Origin of the sequence: Granulibacter bethesdensis (assembly GCF_001889545.1) — a bacterium.
Classification (GTDB): Bacteria; Pseudomonadota; Alphaproteobacteria; order Acetobacterales; family Acetobacteraceae; genus Granulibacter; species Granulibacter bethesdensis_B.
In genome coordinates this window covers 1495381-1515027 of the sequence record NZ_CP018194.1, presented here as the reverse complement: position 1 = coordinate 1515027, position 19647 = coordinate 1495381, and the positions used below count along the sequence as shown (strand labels likewise).

The window sequence follows — 19647 nt, the reverse complement described above, 5'->3', positions numbered from 1 at the left end:
AACGATGCTCAAGATCGAGAATCTGCACGCGAAAATCGAGGACAAACCGATCCTCAAGGGCATCGACCTGCAAGTGCCGCAGGGGGAGATCCATGCGATCATGGGTCCGAACGGGTCGGGTAAAAGCACCCTGTCCTATGTTCTGGCCGGGCATGAAGGCTATGAAGTGACGGGCGGCTCCGCCCTGTTCGAGGGGCGTGAACTGCTGGAGATGGAGCCGGAGGAGCGTGCCGCCGCGGGTGTGTTCCTTGCTTTCCAGTCGCCGATCGAGTTGCCGGGCGTCAACAACATGAACTTCCTGCGCACTGCGCTGAATGCGGTGCGGCGTGCGCGTGGAGAGGAGGAGCTGGATGCCTCTGCCTTCCTGAAACTCGCCCGCGCTGAGGCAAAGCGTCTGTCGATGCCGGATGACATGCTGAAGCGGAACGTCAATGTCGGCTTCTCCGGCGGTGAGAAAAAGCGCAATGAGGTATTGCAGATGTCTATCCTGCGTCCGCGTCTCGCCATTCTCGACGAGACGGATAGCGGCCTGGATATTGACGCCCTGAAAATCGTTGGTGATGGCGTGAATGCGCTGCGGGGACCGAATTTCTCCGCGCTGATCATCACGCATCATCAGCGTCTGCTCGATCATATCGTACCTGATCATGTGCATGTGCTGTTCGCGGGCCGGGTCATCCGCTCCGGCGGGCCGGAGCTGGCGCGCCAACTGGAGCGCGAAGGCTATGCCGCCGTGATCAAGGAGGCCGCATGAACGCCGTTCAGCCTCCTGCTGTCGCGCTTCAACCCCTGCAAACGCTGGGTGTGTCGTTCCTGTCCCGGTTTCAGGGATTGCGCGATCGCCTGCCTGGTGATGGTGCCGTTCGCGTAGAGGCGGCCGGAGTATTCGATCAGGCGGGCCTTCCCACCCAGCGTGTGGAGGCGTGGAAATATACGTCCCTGCGCCCGCTGGCCGATATTCGTTTCCGGGAACCGCTGACGCAGACGGATGGCACTGCGAACAGTCAACTCGGTGATGTGCCGGATATGGGTGCGCCCCGCCTGGTTTTTCTGGATGGCCGTTTTCGTCCCGATCTGTCTGACTCCGCTCTGCTGGAGGGAAACAGCGACGGGATTCAGCTGGAGCATTTCAGCCATTCGGCCTCGTTTGGCGAATGCACAGGCAGCAATGGTGTGCCCCTGGTGGCATTGAACACGATGCTGGCCGAAGATGGCATGGTATTGACCATTGCCCCGGGCATTGCCGCCGGAACGATCGTACTGGTCAATCTGGCCTCTGATATATCAGGGGAGGCGGTTGATTTTCATCCGCGCCATACGATCCGCCTCGGCAGCGGGGCGAGCCTGACTCTGATAGAAATCTGTCGTGGTCGCGGCACCTATCTGCACAATGCGGTGACGCAGATCAGCGTGGCTGAGGATGCGGTGCTGGAGCATATCCGCTGGCAGAACGAGGATCAGCGCGCATTCCATATTACGACCGTTTTCGCTGATGTCGCGGCACGGGGACGATATGAGGCCTTTGTGTTGAATATGGGCGGTCGGGTGGCGCGTGCCGAATTCCATGCCAGGCTTGATGGCGAGGGCGGAGCGGTGCATGTGCATGGCGCCCAGTTGTTGCGGGATCAGCAGGTCGGTGACATCACCAGCATCGTGCGTCACACCGCGCCGGGATGTTCATCGCGGCAGGCCGTGCGCAATGTGCTGGCAGGCCGTTCACGCGGGGTTTTCCAGGGCAAGATCGAGGTTACGCGGGAAGCGCAGAAGACAGATGGCTATCAGATGAATGCCGCGCTGTTGCTGTCCGACGAGGCTGAGATTGACACCAAGCCGGAGCTGGAAATTTTCGCGGATGACGTGAAATGCAGCCACGGCGCGACGGTCGGCGAACTGGATGCGGACCAGATGTTCTACCTGCGCAGCCGCGGTGTTCCGGAAATACAGGCTCGTGCCATCCTTGTGCGGGCTTTTCTGGCGGAAGCCATCGATACCGTGTCACATGAAGGGGCCCGTGCCATTCTGGACGGCGCGATCAATGCATGGTGGGCGCATGAAGAAGCGTCGGAAACCGTATGAATACGACCGTCGATAGGGAGATCGCGCTGCGGGAGCCGCAACACAGTCCGGCCGGTTTCGATGTGGCCCGGATCAGGCAGGATTTTCCCATTCTGTCGCAGACGATCCGTGGCAAGAAGCTGGTGTTTCTGGATAGCGGTGCCTCGGCCCAGAAGCCGGCAAGCGTGATTGAAGCGATGGGCGAGGCGATGCGTACGCAATACGCCAATGTTCATCGCGGCCTGCACTGGATGAGTGAGCGGACGACGGAAGAATACGAATCAACCCGTGATGCGGTGGCCCGTTTACTGGGTGCGTCAGCGCGGGAGGAAATCGTTTTTACCCGTAATAGTACGGAAGCAATCAACCTCGTCGCTCACAGCTACGGGCGGGGCATTCTTGCGAAAAGTGACCGCCGTGCCGTGCTGATTTCCGAAATGGAACATCACGCCAATATCGTGCCGTGGCAGATGCTGCGGGATGAGACGGGTATCGAGTTGCGTATTGCGCCGGTGACTGATGCTGGCGAGCTGGATATGGCGGCTTTTGCGCATCTTCTGTCAGACGGAAAAGTCGGCCTTGTCGCGATCACGCATATGTCGAACGTGCTGGGAACCTATGTGCCGGCGGCGGAGGTGATTGCCCTTGCGCATAAGCATGGTGCGAAAGTTCTGCTGGATGGCTCGCAGGCTGTGGTGCATCGCCGGGTGGATGTGACGGCGCTGGATGCGGATTTCTACGTTTTTACCGGCCACAAGCTCTACGGCCCGACCGGGATCGGTGTTCTCTGGGCGAAACGTACATTGCTGGAAGCGATGCCACCTTTCATGGGTGGCGGCGACATGATCGGCTCCGTCACCTTCGAGCGTTCGACATGGGCGCAGGTACCTCATAAATTCGAGGCCGGCACCCCAGCCATTATCGAGGCAATCGGCCTGAAAGCCGCGATCGCTTATGTGGAGGCGATTGGCTACGAGGCGCTGGAAGCGCATGAGCAGGCTCTGACCCGCCATGCATTGGCGCGCCTGAGCGCTATAGAGGGCCTGCGCATTATCGGCCAGGCGGCTGATCGTGGTGGTGTGATCAGCTTCGTGCTCGATCATGGTCATCCGCATGATGTGGCGACGCTGCTGGATCGTCAGGGGATTGCGGTGCGGGCCGGGCATCATTGCGCGGAGCCATTGATGCGTCGCCTGTCTCTCTCCGGGACCGCCCGGGCGACATTCGGGGTGTACAATACCCGTGACGAAATCGACTTCTTTGCTGACACTCTCACGAAAGTGAGGGATTTTCTGGCATGACGGCAATGCAGCCTGGCATGGCTGATGATGACATCAGGGATCTGTATCACGACCTGATCCTGCGTCATGGCAAAAAGCCCCTGCACGGCCAGCGTCTGCCTGTTTTCTCGCTGTCGAGGGAGGCTGATAACCCGCTCTGCGGCGATCAGGTGACGGTGTTTATCGCCACCGGAACGCCGGATGATGGGAATGATATCGTTGAGGCTATCGGGTTTGAAGCCAAAGGCTGTGCGATCAGCATCGCCTCTGCGGATCTGATGGCAGAGACGGTGAGGGGTTTAAATCGTGCGCAGGCGCACGATGTGATGAAGGGCTTTCATGCTCTGGTCCGGAGCGGGCAGGTGCCTGATCTGGAGTGTCCGGTTTGCCGGGCGGCGCTGACCCGCCTGCAACCTCTGGGCGGGGTGCATGAGTACCCGTCCCGGATCAAATGCGCGACGCTGCCCTGGCGTGCTCTCTCGGCCGCGCTGGAGCTGGATGAAGGATAGAATACGCACCATGACTGATTCAAAGATCGACATGGCGCCGGCAGATGACACGGCCGTATCGGCGGCCACTCCAGCGACACATGGCAGCTGGACGCCGGATGGTGAGACGCGGCCCGCCGTGACCGAAGATGCCGTGATCGCTGCAGTGGCGAGTGTGCATGATCCGGAAATACCGGTGAATATCTACGAGCTTGGCCTGATCTACGCCATCGACATCCATGATGATGGCAAGGTGAAGGTCGAAATGACCTTGACCGCCCCGGCCTGCCCGAGCGCACAGGAACTGCCTGAACAGGTGCATCATGCTGTTGCGGCGGTTCCGGGCGTGACCTCCGTGCATGTCGAAACGGTGTGGGATCCGCCATGGGATCCAAGCCGGATGAGCGAAGATGCCAGGCTGCAACTGAATATGTTTTAGGCCAGCCTGAACGGTGGTCTGACACGGGGTATGATGCAATGACAGTCGATACAAATCAGACAACAGGAACGGCGCCTCGTCGTGCTTTGCCGCCTTTGATGTCCCTGACCGACGCAGCCGCAGAGCGGTTGCAGCAGCTTTATGCCACCGGCCAGCAGGGACGGCTGTTGAGGATTGCCGTATCCACCAAGGGATGCTCCGGCAAATCTTACGATATGAGCTGGGTCGAGGAAAAAGGCGATGGGGATGAGGTGGTGATCGACAAGGGCGTTACCGTCCTGATCGACCGCAAGGCGACCCTGTTTCTGATCGGCACGGTGATGGATTATCAGGTGAAGCAGCTTGAGGCAGGTTTCACCTTTATCAATCCGAATGAAAAAGGCCGTTGCGGCTGCGGGGAAAGCTTCCACGTCTGACCCTGTTGCCCAACTGGCATGCCAATGGGCAACCAGTGGTCTGGTCAGAGGCTGAACACTGCCACCGTTTCAATCTGCGTGGACCAGAGAAACTGGTCGATGACTGAAGCCGATACCAGCCTATATCCCGCTCCGGCGAGAAGTGCTGCATCCCGCCGCAGGGCATGCGGATTGCAGCTGACATAGATGATTCTGGGCACTTTGGCCTGTGCCAGTGTGGCGCATTGTGCCGCTGCACCGGCGTGGGGTGGATCGAGAATCACGACATCCACCCCGCGCAGCTCGGCGGCTTGTAACGGCTGGCGGAACAGGTCTCTGCGGGTGATCTGGCCAAATCCGGCCCGCTTTACGCCAGCGATGGCTGCTTCGTCGCCTTCATAGGCCATGCCGGGTTTCAGGCGCAGGGTGAAGGTACCAATACCCGCGAATAATTCGACGATCTTGCGCCGCTTTTTCGGCAGTCCCGCTTCGATGGCGGCCATAATAGCATCTTCAGCGGCGCGGCTGGCCTGAAGAAAGGCGCCGGGAGGGGCTGTGACGTTCTGCCCGCTAAATGAAATAACCGGGTCACGCAACTGGCACAGTACTTCGGAGCGTCCCCGCTCCCCCTCGGCCCAGGAAATGCGGGCCAGCCCGTGCTGATGCGCGAAAGCGGCCAGCAGAGTGCGATCCTCAACAGAAGGGAGGCGATCCGTGCGCAGCAGCAGATCAATCCCGTTTTCCGTCATATTGGCGACGGCGCTGCCTTCACGTTTCAGCAAAGCGAGAGTAGGCAGCACGATACGCAGCGCGGCGATCAGCTCCATCAGGGAGGGATCAATCACCGGGCAGTGCTGAATATCGACAATCTCGGCGGAACGGAAACGGTGCAGACCGACCAGAACAGTTCTGCCGTTACGGCGCAACGCGAAATCAATCCTGCGTCGGACAGCAGGTGGGCTTTGCCATGTGCTGAAAGCCGCGGGTAACACATTCGGATCCACTGCTTTGAGGGCAGAGGCAACCTGTCCAGCTTTCCAGCCAAGTCCGCCATCATCGGCATGCTGCATGGCGCATCCGCCGCAAACGCCGAAATGCTGACAGACCGGCTCCACACGATGCGGACTGGGTTCCAGAATGCGCTCAATCTGGCCAATCAGCGCATCACCGCGCCTGCCTGCTTCGGAAACCTCAACCAGTTCTCCGTCCAGGGCATAAGGAACGTAGACAGTCGGACGATCCCCTTCAGCCGGGCAAACTCCATCAGCCTCCGCGCCGAGACGGGCGACCCGCAATGCAATTGTCATGAATGCCTCATGCGGGGCAGCCGGACGGTCTCAGGAAAGACCGTCGGCAGCGTCCGCTGTGTCTTCGGTCCGGATGTCTTTGGCAACCCGGCGCGGCAGCAGCATGAATGCCGGAATATCATCGCCAAAGCCGCGCACGGAGGGGCCGAGATCATCATCACGACGCCGGTCACGACCGGATTGCTGACGACGATCCTCCGCAGCATTGGAGGAAGGCGATCCCTGTGCATGCGGCTGGTTCTGGCTACCCGAATGCTTCTGCCGGCCATGCTCGTCATTGCGGGAGCGATGGCGACGATCCTGCGACTGGGTTGGCTGGGCCGGTGCTGGCGCAGGCTGTGCGGTCGCAACCTCCGCTGCGGCAGCGGGTGCGATCTCAGCCTGTGACTTGGCCAGGGCTTCGCCGGAAGCGCGATCTTTTCCTGCGCTGTCGTGTCCCCGGTTGCCGTAGCGGTTATTTCCTTTGCTGCCTTTGCCATTTTTATGACGGCGACCACGGCCGCGATTGGGCTCTTCTGACCATTCGACGCGTTCCAGTCCCTCAATCTCGATACGGGGGATAGGGGCGTTGATCAGCTTCTCGATCGCATCGACGGCAAATTTGTCATCCGGTGAAGCCAGCGTGAATGCAGCGCCTTCCCGTCCGGCACGACCAGTGCGGCCGATACGATGCACGTAATCTTCCGCATGAATCGGCACATCGAAATTGAACACATGGCTCAACCCGCCAATATCGATGCCGCGTGCCGCGACGTCGGAGCAGACCAGAAGCTGCAAAGTGCCCGCCTTGAACTTCTCAAGCGTGGCGAAACGCAGGCTCTGTGCCAGATCACCATGTAGCGGACCGGCGGCAAACCCGTGTTTGATCAGGGATTTCGTCAGAATATCGACATCACGCTTTCGGTTACAGAAGATCAGCGCATTCTGCACTTTCTCCTGTCGCAGGAGATGGCGAAGCGCTTTCCGCTTGTCCATTTCGCTGACCAGAGCCAGCCCGGAGGTAATGGTGGTAGCGACGGAGGCAGGCTTGGCAACCGTGATTTCCTTCGGGTTTTGAAGGAATGCATCGGCCAGACGGCGGATTTCCGGCGCCATGGTGGCGCTGAAGAACAGCGTCTGCCGGTTATGCGGCAGCATGCTGACGATACGCTCCACATCCGGGATAAAGCCCATATCCAGCATGCGGTCGGCTTCGTCGATGACGAGAATGCGTGTATCGGTCAGCAACAGACCACCGCGGTCGAAAAGGTCGATCAGGCGGCCCGGCGTGGCGATCAGCACGTCCACGCCCTTGCTCAATACATCACGCTGATCGTTCATGCTTTCGCCGCCGATCAGCAGGGCATGGTTCAGCTTCAGATACTGGCCGTATTTGACGAAGTTCTCGGCCACCTGAAGGGCCAGTTCCCGGGTCGGTTCCAGAATCAGGCTGCGCGGCATCCGGGCGCGGGCACGGCGGTCGGACAGGATGTCCATCATCGGCAGGGTGAAGCTGGCAGTCTTGCCGGTGCCGGTCTGGGCGCAGCCAAGCACGTCACGGCCCATGAGCACCACCGGAATGGCCTGCGCCTGAATCGGGGTCGGGTGCAGATAGCCCATTTCAGTAATGGCGCGCTGTACTGGTTCCGACAGGCCGAGATCGGCAAAAAGCGGACGATCATCGACTTCTTCCGGCGCGGCCGTCTGGACAGTGTCTTCAGACGGAACTTGCTGGATGGTTCCCGTGGCCTCCTGCTCTAATGGAGCATCGGCCGGGGCCTCATTGCTGAGAGAGGCATTCGCCGTGGCAGAACGGGCAGTATTGCGGGCTGGACGACGTGCGCGGCGCACCCGGGCAGAAGGGGCGTCCTCCGTTACTGCTGCTGTCGTTTCAGAGGCGGGTTGCGCAACCGGGACGGGTGTGTCCTCAACTGGTTCAACAGCGGTTGATTCCTGAGCCGTCAAGGGAGTGGCCTTGCCACGGGAGACCCGGCGCTTGCCACGCGGTGCGGATTCTTCCACCGCTGTTTCCATGGCGGTTTCTGCGACAGCTTCCACCACAGAAACGGGATCAGCTTTTTTGACGGCCCTGGTACGGCGTGTCGGTGGCTTCGGTGTCTCGGGCTGTACATCATCAGCCGCAACGACTTTGGAAGCGGCGCGCTTGCGCGCTGGCTTTTCCGCCTTGGTATCGGCAGGGATGGCAGCCTTGCCGACGGCCGTTTTCCGGCGGGATGGACGCTTTTTGCTGACGTCCTGATCCGTCTGGTCGGCGGCGGGAAGGTGGGCCGGTTCAGCCTTGTCGGCTGCTTGCTCGTTCAACGTGGCGATCTCAATCACTGAATGCTGCTTCGCGCGCTCTCGGCCGCCGAAACCGGCCTTCGCCGGGATTTGTCTCGTTGATCGGGAACGCCATTACGCACAATGCGTATTGATGCGCTCATATCTGGAAAATGCCTCGGAAAGTCAAGGTTGCGATAGACCGCCCAGTATCCCGCTCTCTGGTGCGGGGCGTTGCCGTCAGAGGAAATATCGAGGCAGGCTAGGTGCTTCCTGCCGCAGACAGGGTGTCATAGCTCTGTTGGCCAGGACTGCATGAAAGAAGAAGGAGATAGAGATGCGTCTGATAAATACCCCCTTCATGCCGTTTTCAGCAGGTGGTGCGCTGTGACGCCCGATGATCTTCCCATGGCGATCGAGGATTATGGCCTGATCGGTGATTGCCGGACGGCGGCACTGGTCAGCCGTCATGGTTCCATTGACTGGCTCTGCTGGCCCAGATTCGACGGTGCAGCCTGTTTTGCCGCCCTGTTGGGGCAGGCACGTCACGGTCGCTGGGCCATTGCGCCGGAAGAATTGGGCAAAACTCCGGAAAAGGTAAGCATTACAAGGCGGTATCGTGACGATACGCTGGTATTGGAGACGGTTTTCACGACCGATACCGGTGAAGTCGCGTTGATTGACTTCATGCCCATGCACCCGGACCGGGAGGACGATGGTTCTTCCCTGATCCGTATCGTGGAGGGCAGAAAAGGCTCGGTAGAGATGCAGATGCATCTTGTGCTGCGGTTCGATTACGGGATTTCCGTTCCGTGGGTCATGCACCTGGATGATGAGGAAGGGATCACCGCCATTGCCGGCCCTGCCATGACGGTGCTGCGAACGCCGGTGGAGATTGAGGGAGAGAATCTGGCCAGCATCGCCCGGTTTACGGTGACAGAGGGCCGGAAAATTCCGTTCGTCCTGTCCTACGGGCCGTCTCATCTGTCTCCTCCGGTTCGGCTGGATGCCGAGGAGGAGCTTCAGCATACCGAGGCATGGTGGCATGAATGGAGCAGCCAGTGCACCTATGAGGGGCCATGGCGGGATGTCATGCAACGCTCGCTGATCACGTTGAAGGCGCTGACTTATGCGCCAACCGGTGGAATTGTTGCTGCTGCAACCACGTCACTGCCGGAAGAAATCGGTGGCAGCCGCAACTGGGATTACCGTTATTGCTGGTTGCGGGATTCTACGCTGACCCTGTTTGCCCTGATGCATGGCGGTCACAGGCAGGAAGCGCAGGAATGGCGTGACTGGTTGCATCGCAGCATTGCCGGGAAGGCCGAACAGATCCAGATCATGTACGGGCTGGCCGGTGAACGCCGTCTGGATGAATGGTCAGTGCCATGGCTGCCCGGGTATGAAAATTCCTCTCCGGTTCGCATTGGCAATGGGGCTGCCGGTCAGCTGCAGCTTGATGTCTACGGAGAAGTCATCGACACGCTGTACCAGGCACGGGAGAGAGGGCTGAAAGTGCCGGCTTCCTCCTGGAGTCTGGAAAAAGCACTGGTCAAATATCTCGAAACCATATGGCAGGAGCCGGATGAAGGGCTGTGGGAGGTCCGGGGAGGACGGCAGCATTTCACCTTCTCCAAGGCGATGGTCTGGCTGGCTTTCGATCGGATGGTTCTGAATGCCGAGCATTTCGGGCTGGAGGGGCCAGTCGATCACTGGCGCGCTCTGCGTGATGAAGTGCATGAGCGGGTCTGCCGCGAGGGCTTCAACAAGGAGATGAACAGCTTCGTGCAGTATTTCGGCGGCGATACGCTGGATGCGAGCCTGCTGGTGCTGCCTCTGATCGGATTCCTGCCGGCAACTGATCCGCGTATGGTGGGGACCGTGGCGGCGATAGAGCAGAATCTGCTCAAGGATGGCTTTGTATACCGCTATAATACGGAGGAGGGTACGGATGGCCTGCCCGGCGATGAAGGTGCTTTTCTGGTATGCACTTTCTGGCTGGCGGATAATTACGTCTTGCAGGGGCGGCATGATGAAGCGACCAGAATGCTTGAACGCCTGCTGGCAATCCAGAGTGATCTCGGATTGTTTGCCGAAGAATACGACCCCCATCGCAAACGGCAGGTCGGTAATTTCCCGCAGGCTTTCTCACATGTTGGTCTGATCGCGACGATCCTGAACATCGCTGATGGCGGTCCTGCCTATCAACGTCAGGAGCGCTCATAAATCCTTTAAGGAGAAACAAGGTTCAGGAAGGATCAATGGCCGGGCGCGGTCTGCCTCGTCTGGCCAGCTTTTCAAGTGCCAGATAGATGATCGGCGTGGTATAGAGCGTCAGTATCTGACTGGCTATCAGCCCGCCGATGATAGAAATGCCCAGCGGCTGCCGCAGCTCTGCGCCTGTGCCGAATGAAAATGCCAACGGCACTGCTCCGAGAAGCGCTGCAAGTGTTGTCATCAGGATCGGGCGGAACCGTTCGGCACAGGCTTCGCGGATGGCGCTGGCGGCATCCAGCCCGGCATCCCGTTGCTGCTCCAGTGCGAAATCTACCAGCATGATGCCGTTTTTCTTGACGATCCCCATCAGTAACACGATGCCGATAATGCTGATCAGGGAGAGATCAACCCCTGCGAGTAGCAGTGCGATCAGCGCACCCAGCCCCGCCGAAGGCAGTGTGGAGAGGATCGTCAGCGGCTGAATGAGGCTTTCATACAGAACACCCAGCACGATGTAGATGGCTGCCAGTGCGCCGATCAGCAGAAAAGGCATGGCCTGCCCGGCTTTTTTGAACAGTGCGAGATTGCCGCCGAACTCTCCGCGTATGCTGGCGGGCATCCCGAGCGAACGCACAGCTTCCAGAACGGCGTCCTGGGCAGTGCTGACCGGAATGCCGGGCTTGATGTTGAAGCTGAGCGATGCCGAGGGAAAACCGGCTTCATGATCAATGGAGAGTGGGGCGGTCGTGTATTGTGTATGGGCCAGCGCCATCAACGGCACCTGATTACCGCCGATTTGGGTGCCGCCGACTGCACTGCCCAGCGTAACCTGTCCCGTCGCGTTCTGAAGCGTGGCACGGCTGGCTGTGGCGGGGGCCGCGGTGCCATTGACGTTGGTGGCAGGAACATACAGCGTGTTCAGCCCAGCCGGGCTGCTCTGGAGCGAGGGCAGGGCCTGAAGCACCACCTGATACTGGTTACGATCAGTATAGATGCGTGAAATCTGTCGCTGTGAAAAAGCATTGTTCAGCGCGGAATCAATCCCGCTGACAGTGGTACCAAGACGGGAAGCGGTATCACGATCAATGATGATATCAATTTCTGGTCCGGCATGATCCTGATCAGAGGAGACATCGGCAATCTCGGGTACATTCTGCAGACGCTTCTGTAAACGCTGCGCCCAGCTGCGCAATTGCCTGATATCATCCGCCTGCAGGACATATTCAAACTGTCCGGAATCCTCTCTGCCACCCATACGCAGATCCTGTAATGAGTGCAGAAATGTCTCCAATCCAAGAATGGTGCCGAGTTTCGGCCTGAGTCTGGCGATCACCTGTTCTGACGAAACATGGCGTTTCTCCAGCGGCTTCAGCTGAATATACATCATGCCGCGATTGAGCGCGTTGAAGCCGTTCGAGACGCCGACGCGTCCATCCACATTCAGGACGGCCGGATCGGCGCGGATGATAGCCTCGGCCCTGTGCTGCAGATCGCGCATGGCAGCATAGGAAATATCCGGCCTGGCAATCGTGGTTCCCTGCAACAGGCCGGTATCCTGAATAGGCAGGAAGCTTTTGGGAATAGCACGGTACAGCGTGATGGTGACGGCAATCGTCAGCAGCATGCTGAGCAGCATCAGAACGGAATGTTTCAGCGCCCAGCCAAGCGTTCGAAGGTAAAGCCGCTCGATCCCGTTCAGCAGGTGTTCCACGCGCTCATCCCATCGCCGTAGCAGGGGATTTTCCAGCGCATGAACCTGTCGTCCAAACACACCCATCAGCATCGGGGTGAGGGTCAGAGATACGATGGCGGAAATGACAATGCTGACACTCAGCGTCATGACGAACTCGTGGAACAGCCTCCCCTGGATGCCCGGCATGAAGATGATCGGAATGAACACTGCCAGCAGGGACAGGGTGATGGAAACCACAGTGAAACCGATCTGGGAGGCGCCATCGATGGCGGCACGCAGGCGGCTTTTACCCATTTCCATGTGACGGACGATATTCTCGATCATGACGATGGCATCATCGACCACGAACCCGACCCCGATGGTAATGGCCATCAGCGAGAAATTATCGAGCGAGTAGTCCAGCAGCCACATGGCCCCCAGCGTCCCGGAAATGGAGAGTGGCACAGTCACGGCAGCGGCGATGGTCGGCATCAGACGGCGCATGAACACAAACACGACCATCAGAACCAGCACCACACTGATCAGTAATGTGAACTGTACATCATCGACGCTTGCACGGATCGTGCCGGTGCGATCAACCACGATCGACATGTTGATATCGCCGGGAAGCCAGGAGCGAAGCTGGGGCAGGATTTTCTTCACCCCATCAACGGTCTCGATGACGTTGGCGCCTGATTGTTTGGAAATCTGCAGCAGGATCGCAGGTTTTCCATTACTGGTGGCGGAAAGCCGCGTATTCGCCACGCCATCTACGATGTCGGTGACATCTCCCAGACGTAGAAAGCTGCCATTCGATGCCTTGAGCACGACTTTTCGGTATGATTCCGCATCATCGATCTGACCGTTGATCAGGATAGCCCGCCTTACATCGCCGTTTTCGATGACACCGGTTGGCTGGGTAACGTTGGTGTTGCGGACGACATTGTACAGATCCTGCCCGGACAGGCTGGCTGCCGCCAGACGCATCGGATCGGTGCTGATACGGACAGCGGGTTTTTCCGCACCATTGATCTGTACCTGACTGACGCCATTCACCTGAGCCAGTCTTTGTCCGAGCATGCTGTCGGCCAGATCGTACAGCTCGCGGATGGTATGGCTGTCAGAGGTCAGCGCGATCATCATCACCGGCGCCTCAGCAGGATTGAATTTGCGGATGAAGGGGCTGACCGGAAGATCGGATGGAAGATCAGCACGGGCGGCATTGATGGCGGCCTGCACATCCTGCGCGGCAGAATCGACGCTTCTGTCGAGATCGAAAATCACGACGATATTGCTGGCACCCACGGAGTTGGTGGAGATCAGCTCCATGACACCGGAAATCTCTCCCAGCCTGCGCTCCAGCGGCGCGGCGATGGAGCTTGCCATGGTTTCCGGATCGGCACCGGGCTGATTGACGAACACCACGATGGCGGGAAGATCGACACTGGGCAGCGCGGAAACCGGCAGAAAACGATAGGCGATAATCCCGGTCAGCAGAATACCGATGGAAAGCAGGATCGTTGCCACCGGACGCAGGATGAAGGGCAGGGAGACATTCATCGCTCAGTCTGCCGGCAGATCCAGCGGGCCGGGCTTGCGGCCATGGTTGAGGCGAATGCGCAGACGCTCCATCATCAGATAGATGACCGGTGTAGTATAAAGGGTCAGCAACTGGCTCAGCAGCAGGCCACCAATGATGGTGACGCCCAGTGGATAGCGTAATTCCGATCCGGCTCCATGCTGGAGCGCCAGCGGCAATGCCCCCAGCAAGGCGGCGGCTGTCGTCATGATGATGGGACGGAAGCGCAGCAGACAGGCTTCCTCAATCGCTGCCGCGGGGGAAAGCCCACGATCCCGCTCCGCCTCGATAGCGAAGTCGATCATCATGATCGCGTTTTTCTTGACGATCCCCATCAGCAGCACGATGCCGATCAGCGCCACCAGGGAAAGATCGGTTCCGGTCGCCATCAGGGCCAGAAGCGCGCCGATCCCCGCGGATGGCAGGGTGGAGAGGATGGTGACGGGGTGGATTGTGCTCTCATACAGCACGCCCAGCACGATGTAGATCACGATGATCGCTGCAAGGATAAGCCATGGCTCGCTGGCCAGACTGCGTTGGAACTCGGCGGCATCGCCGGAATAGGAACCGGCAATTGTTTCCGGCACCCCAATCTGGAGGCTGGCGTCAGAGATACCGCTCATGGCCTGTTCCAGGGATATACCGGGTGCCAGATTGAAGCTGAAAGTGATGGAGGGGAACTGCTCCTGATGAGTAATGGCAAGGGGGGCGCTGACCGGTGCAAGCGTTGCCACCGCTGCCAGCGGAACCTGCGTGTCGTTCTGCCCCGGAACCCGCAGCCGGCTCAGCACATCGGGCAAAGCCTGCCATGCGGGATCGGATTCCAGCACCACGCGATACTGGTTGGACTGCGCATAGATGGTGGAGATCTGCCGCTGCCCGAAGGCATCGTACAGAGTATCCTCAATTGCCTGCACGGTAATGCCAAGGCGCATGGCAGCGGCGCGATCGACAGTGATCATGATCGCGCTGCCCTGATCCTGCTGATCAGAAGCAACATCCTGCAACATGGGCAATGCTTTCAGCGTATGCAGCAGACGAGGTGCCCATTGCTGAAGCTCTCTCACATCCGTATCGATGATGGTGTACTGATACTGGGTACGGGTGATGCGGGTTCCTATCTGGATATCCTGTTGCGCCTGCATATACGCTGTCAGGCCGGGTTGATGTGCGAAGATGGTGCGAAACCGGTCGATCACTTCCAGCACCGGATCACGGAGGGCTGGCGGTTTCAGCACGACGGTCAAGCGGCCTGTATTGGGCGTGGCATTGGTCGTGCCGACCCCGACCAGAGACGTGATCGTTTCCACGGCCGGATCCATGGCCAGAAGGCGGGCGGCATCGTTTTGCAGGGTGCCCATCCGCTTGATGGAAACACTCTGGTCGGCCTCCGTGACGATCGTGATGATCCCGGTATCCTGGGCAGGCAGAAATCCTTTCGGAGTGATCACATACAGGATGATGGTGATGGCAAGGGAGGAGAAGGCAACCAGCAGTACCGCGCTCTGGTGTGCCAGAGCGATACGCAGCGTGCGGCGGTAGAGCTCCAGACAGGCGGCAAATCCACGCTCAAACAGACGTGGCAGCAGACCGGGCCGCTCCTCATGCAGTGGCCGCAATAATCTGCCGCACATCATCGGGGTCAGCGTCAGGGAAATCACCGCGGAAACGACCACCGCCACGGTGAGCGTAATGGCAAATTCCTTGAACAGTCGCCCTACCACACCGGACATGAACAGCAGCGGTATGAACACGGCCACCAGCGAGACGGTCAGCGATATGATGGTGAAGCCGATCTGCCGTGCCCCTTCATAAGCGGCCTGAAGTGGAGGCACCCCGCGCTCGATATACCGCACTACGTTTTCTATCATGACGATGGCATCATCGACCACAAACCCGGTCGCGATGGTCAGCGCCATCAGGGAAAGATTATCGAGACTGTATCCTGCCTCATACATCACCGCGAACGTGCCGATCAGGGAAAGCGGCAGCGCAATGCCGGGGATGATTGTCGCCCGCAGCGAACCCAGAAACAGATAGATCACCGCGACCACCAGAAAAATCGACAGAAGCAGTGTGATCTCGACCTCAGTGACGGAGGCGCGGATGGTATCGGTACGGTCGGCAATGATGGAAAGCTGCACGCCTGCCGGAAGAGCATTCTGTAATTCGGGCAGGGCTTCCCTGATTGCGCCGACGGTTGCGACGATATTGGCTCCGGGCTGGCGCTGGATATCCAGTACGACGGCTGACTGCTGTGTTCCGCTGCGAAGAACCCATGCCCCGACATGATCGTTTTCAAGTCCGTTGACGATGCTGGCAATATTTGACAGCCGGACGGGTGCGTTATTGCGCCATGCGATGACCAGAGAACGATAGGCATCAGGCGATACAAGCTGATCATTGGCTCCCAGCTGGATAGAGCGTTCAGCACCGTCGAAACCGCCTTTGGCCCCGTTCACATTCGCATTGGAAACCGCATTGCGTACATCTTCCAGAGACAGGCCATAAGCCGCCAATCGATCCGGCAACAGCCTGATCCGTACGGCCTTGCGCAGGCTGCCCTGAATGGTGGCCCGTCCGACGCCCGGGAGCTGGGAGAGTTTGGGTTGCAGAACAGTATCGGTAATATCTGCAATTGCATCCAGTGGTACAGTCCCGGATGTCAGGGCCAGAGACAGGATCGGTGCATCCGCCGGATTGATTTTTGAATATGTCGGCGGATAGGGCAGGTTTGCCGGCAGTGTTCCATTGGCAGCATTGATGGCAGCCTGAACATCCTGCGCCGCGCTGTCCATGTTGCGGGACAGATCGAATTGCAGCGTGATCTGGCTGATTCCATCGGCACTGGTGGAGATCATGCTTGTCAGACCAGGAATCTGTCCAAACTGGCGCTCCAGCGGCGCTGTCAGCAGAAGGGCGGAGCCGGTAGGGCTGAGACCGGGCAAACGGGTCATCACCTGTATGGTCGGAAAATCGACCTCCGGCAGAGAGGAAACCGGCAGCCATAGATAACCCAGCAATCCGCCGAGCATCACTGCAATCGCCAGCAGGGAGGTTGCGATCGGGCGCGCGATGAAGGGCGCGGATATATTCATCCGTGCGGCCTGTTCCCATGCGGATGGGTCTTTTGCGGGGGGTGTGTCTGTCCCGGCGGCTGATCGGTGGCAATACTGACAGTTGCGCCATCAGTCAGGCGGGACGCGCCATCCAGCACAACTGTTTCGCCTGGATGCACACCGTCCCTGATCACGACCGCATTCTGGTTTTCCTGGCCGGTTGTGACAGTGCGTCTTGAAACGGTTTTATCCTTGTTGACGATCCAGACAAAAGCGCTGTCCGGTCCGTGCTGAATCGCCAGAGGCGGTACTGTGATGGCACCATGCAAAGTTTCCACCAGCAGACGGGCATTCACAAAACCACCAGGCCAGAGAAGGTGATTTTTATTCGGAAACACGGCTTTCAGCTTTACCGTACCGGTGGTGCTGTCCACCTGGTTGTTCAGCACGGTCAGTGTTCCTGTATCCAGAACGTCCGGATCATCCGGGCGCTCGCCACCTGTTGCATTGCCTTGCGGCAGGGCGATAACTGAAAGGGGTTTGCCGTTTTCGTGCTGAATGGCGCGTATCAGTCTGGGCAGAATCTGCTGAGGCAATGTGAAGATAACGGCGATTGGCTCGATCTGCGTGATCACCACCAGACCGTTGGTGGAACTGCTGCTGATAAGATTGCCGACATCCACTTGTCGCAATCCGGTGCGGCCATCAATCGGGGCGCGGATTGTGGTCCATTCCAGATTGGTACGGGCGCCGTCGATCAGCGCCTGATCCTGCTTCACCAGTGCTTCATTCTGCGCCACCGTGGCCCGCTGGGTGGCCAGTGTCTGGGCCGAGGTGTAGTTGTTCCGCCCTAATTGCTCATAGCGCTTCAGATCGAGCTTCGCATTGGCGAGATTGGCCTCATCCTGTGCTTTCTTGGCGATATACTGGTCGAGCGTCGCCTGATAGGTCCGGGGATTGATCTGCGCCAGGATATCGCCACGATGGACATCCTGACCTTCGGTGAAGCGGACTTCCAGCAGCGGTCCACTGACCATCGGCTGAACCGTCACTGTGTAGAAGCCCTGTACGGTCCCCAGCCCGTCCAGAAAGACCGGAATATCCTGCGTTATGACTTCTGCGGCTCTTACGACCACGGCATGATTGCGGTCCCTCTGCATGGACCTTCCACCAGCGTGATGCTGCCGGGGTTGTTTCGTATGGCTGATCAGCCAGTAAACGCCGCCTCCCGCAGCGGCAACCAGAAGCAGCCAGATCGCGACAGTACGGAATTTCATATCTTTTGTCCGGGAGGGGGCAGGCGGGTCCAGCCGCCGCCAAGGGCCTTGTAGAGATTGATGACCGCTTCAAATCGCGAAAGCCTGACCTGCGCCAGGGTGGCCTGATTACTGAACAAGGTCTGCTGCGCCTGCAACAGGGCGGTGACATCAATCACTCCGGCCAGAAGCTGGGCGCGCGCCACGTCGGCGGCGCGTCGGGAGACTTCCACGGCCTTGCGCTGCATCGCTTCCTGTTCAGTGGCATAGCGATAGGAGGTGATGGCATTTTCCACATCTGTGAAAGCCTGTACCACGGCCTTACGATAGGTCGCGAGCAACTCTTCATAGCGGCCTTTGGCAATATCAAGATTACCGAACAGAACGCCGTTATCGAAAACTGTCTGGGCCACGCTGGTGCTGAGGCTGGCAATCTGCCCCTGGGGCGTAAACAGGTAGGCCATCGTCAAGGCCTGAAAGCCCCCGCTGGCCGTCAGGGTAAAGGAGGGAAAGAACTTTGCCCGGGCAACCTTGATATTGGCGTTGGCGGAGGCAAGCTGAGCTTCGGCGGCGGCAATATCCGGCCTCCGCGCCACCAGATCAACGGGCAGACCAGGGGCTGGTTGCGGAATGGTCGCCTGTTCCAGCGATCCTCCTTTGACGGAGACCATTTCCGGTGGCCGACCCACCAGCAGACCGAGGCTGATCACCTGCTGTTCCAGCTGGGAACGGAGTGCCGGGACGTTGGCGCGTAATCCCTCCACCAGCGCTTCCTGCTGTGAGACATCCAGCAGAGAGGCAGTCCCTGCCTCAAAACGGGCCCGGATGACCTTCAGTGTTTCCTCGCTCTGCCGCAGATTGTCCTCGGCAATGGCGACACGCGCCTGAAAGCCCAGAATATTGAAATAGGTGGTGGCGACAGCGGCTGTCGTCGTCAGCGCGACGGTGGCCTGATCGAAACGGCTGTATTGGGCGCTTTCTTTCGCGGCCTCGAAGGTCGCGCGATTTTTGCCCCAGAAATCCAGTTCATAACTGATCGTATCAGAAATATTATACTGCCGGACTTCATTGGTATGATTGCCAGGTGTCAGGATGGTGTTGCCCGCCCCGACAGAGACACCGGATGCCCCGTTTTTGGTCCGTGCCGTCTGATTCCATGAATGGCCTCCGGACAGGGATGAGGCGGGCAGCAGCGGCGCACCGGAGACGCGGGCCTGTGCATCAGCTTGACGGACACGGGCAATGGCAGCAGCGATGTCAAAATTGCGCGCCTTGGCTTCTTCCATCAGCTCCGTCAGTTCCGGCTGGTTGAAGTCACGCCACCACTCAGTAGACGGCCATGCTGCCTGTGCGCTGGCAGGGGTGGCACGAAAAGCGGCGGGAATATCGACATCTGGTGATTTCCAGCTGGGCCCGAGCGAGCAGGCCCCCAGAACAGCCGCCAGAAACGGGCCCGGAGCCCATGTTCTTACCGCCATACGTGATCTCGTGCTTCCGGCTGAATGACTAGGAACAGGAATGCCTGACGCCGAAGCATAGGGTAGTACCGTTCGGCTGATGGCGAGGGCGTAATACTCGGCACGCGTTTCCAGAGAATGGCCAATGAGAGACAGGGTGGAAGGGAACAGGAAATTGTAACGG

13 protein-coding genes are annotated in these 19647 nt (G+C 59.0%); 7 read left to right on the top strand and 6 right to left on the bottom strand.

Annotated features, from left to right (window positions below; genetic code table 11):
• The first annotated feature begins 4 nt into the window (after positions 1-4).
• From sufC to GbCGDNIH8_RS06950, 6 genes are read left to right on the top strand one after another with little or no spacing between them, the layout of a single operon-like run.
• Positions 5-754 (top strand): Fe-S cluster assembly ATPase SufC, encoded by a 750-nt coding sequence (gene sufC / locus GbCGDNIH8_RS06975; RefSeq protein WP_072572614.1) that lies wholly within the window; start codon positions 5-7, stop codon positions 752-754.
• Entirely contained in the window at positions 751-2076 is a 1326-nt protein-coding gene (gene sufD / locus GbCGDNIH8_RS06970) for a Fe-S cluster assembly protein SufD (protein WP_072572613.1), read from the top strand. Before sufC ends, sufD begins: the two co-directional genes overlap by 4 nt.
• Positions 2073-3356 carry an aminotransferase class V-fold PLP-dependent enzyme gene (locus tag GbCGDNIH8_RS06965; protein WP_172822913.1) on the top strand — a complete coding sequence of 428 codons (1284 nt, stop codon included), beginning with the start codon at positions 2073-2075 and terminating at the stop codon, positions 3354-3356. The genes sufD and GbCGDNIH8_RS06965 overlap by 4 nt, the downstream gene beginning before the upstream one ends.
• Positions 3353-3844, top strand: coding sequence for a Fe-S cluster assembly sulfur transfer protein SufU (gene sufU / locus GbCGDNIH8_RS06960; protein ID WP_253805625.1), 492 nt, complete (start codon positions 3353-3355; stop codon positions 3842-3844). Before GbCGDNIH8_RS06965 ends, sufU begins: the two co-directional genes overlap by 4 nt.
• 10 nt (positions 3845-3854) lie before the next feature.
• The gene (locus tag GbCGDNIH8_RS06955) at positions 3855-4262 is read left to right on the top strand and encodes an SUF system Fe-S cluster assembly protein (protein WP_408874677.1); all 408 of its coding nucleotides are present in this window, start codon (positions 3855-3857) and stop codon (positions 4260-4262) included.
• Positions 4263-4300: 38 nt separating this feature from the next.
• On the top strand, positions 4301-4678 hold the full coding sequence (locus tag GbCGDNIH8_RS06950; protein ID WP_072572611.1) for a HesB/IscA family protein: 378 nt from the start codon (positions 4301-4303) through the stop codon (positions 4676-4678).
• Positions 4679-4722: 44 nt separating this feature from the next.
• On the opposite strand, the gene GbCGDNIH8_RS06945 is transcribed toward GbCGDNIH8_RS06950, so the two are convergent.
• Together GbCGDNIH8_RS06945 and GbCGDNIH8_RS06940 are read right to left on the bottom strand one after the other, a co-directional pair.
• The gene (locus GbCGDNIH8_RS06945; RefSeq protein WP_072572610.1) at positions 4723-5964 is read right to left on the bottom strand and encodes a class I SAM-dependent RNA methyltransferase; all 1242 of its coding nucleotides are present in this window, start codon (positions 5962-5964) and stop codon (positions 4723-4725) included.
• A gap of 30 nt (positions 5965-5994) precedes the next feature.
• The gene (locus GbCGDNIH8_RS06940) at positions 5995-8283 is read right to left on the bottom strand and encodes a DEAD/DEAH box helicase (protein WP_072572609.1); all 2289 of its coding nucleotides are present in this window, start codon (positions 8281-8283) and stop codon (positions 5995-5997) included.
• Between the two features lie 327 nt (positions 8284-8610).
• Here GbCGDNIH8_RS06940 and GbCGDNIH8_RS06935 point away from each other — a divergent pair, with 327 nt between their 5' ends.
• Positions 8611-10449, top strand: coding sequence for a glycoside hydrolase family 15 protein (locus GbCGDNIH8_RS06935; RefSeq protein WP_367593382.1), 1839 nt, complete (start codon positions 8611-8613; stop codon positions 10447-10449).
• 22 nt (positions 10450-10471) lie between these two features.
• Here the strand turns inward: GbCGDNIH8_RS06935 and GbCGDNIH8_RS06930 are convergent, their stop codons facing one another.
• The 4 genes from GbCGDNIH8_RS06930 to GbCGDNIH8_RS06915 are packed head-to-tail and all read right to left on the bottom strand — an operon-like array spanning position 10472 to position 19484.
• A complete protein-coding gene (locus GbCGDNIH8_RS06930) occupies positions 10472-13672 on the bottom strand; it encodes an efflux RND transporter permease subunit (RefSeq protein ID WP_072572608.1) in 3201 nt (1066 codons plus the stop codon).
• Between the two features lie 3 nt (positions 13673-13675).
• Positions 13676-16789 (bottom strand): efflux RND transporter permease subunit, encoded by a 3114-nt coding sequence (locus GbCGDNIH8_RS06925; RefSeq protein ID WP_072572607.1) that lies wholly within the window; start codon positions 16787-16789, stop codon positions 13676-13678.
• Complete coding sequence (locus tag GbCGDNIH8_RS06920) at positions 16786-18027, bottom strand: efflux RND transporter periplasmic adaptor subunit (protein ID WP_072572606.1); 1242 nt, start codon at positions 18025-18027, stop codon at positions 16786-16788. Before GbCGDNIH8_RS06920 ends, GbCGDNIH8_RS06925 begins: the two co-directional genes overlap by 4 nt.
• A complete protein-coding gene (locus GbCGDNIH8_RS06915) occupies positions 18024-19484 on the bottom strand; it encodes an efflux transporter outer membrane subunit (protein ID WP_072572605.1) in 1461 nt (486 codons plus the stop codon). Before GbCGDNIH8_RS06915 ends, GbCGDNIH8_RS06920 begins: the two co-directional genes overlap by 4 nt.
• Positions 19485-19647 lie beyond the last annotated feature (163 nt).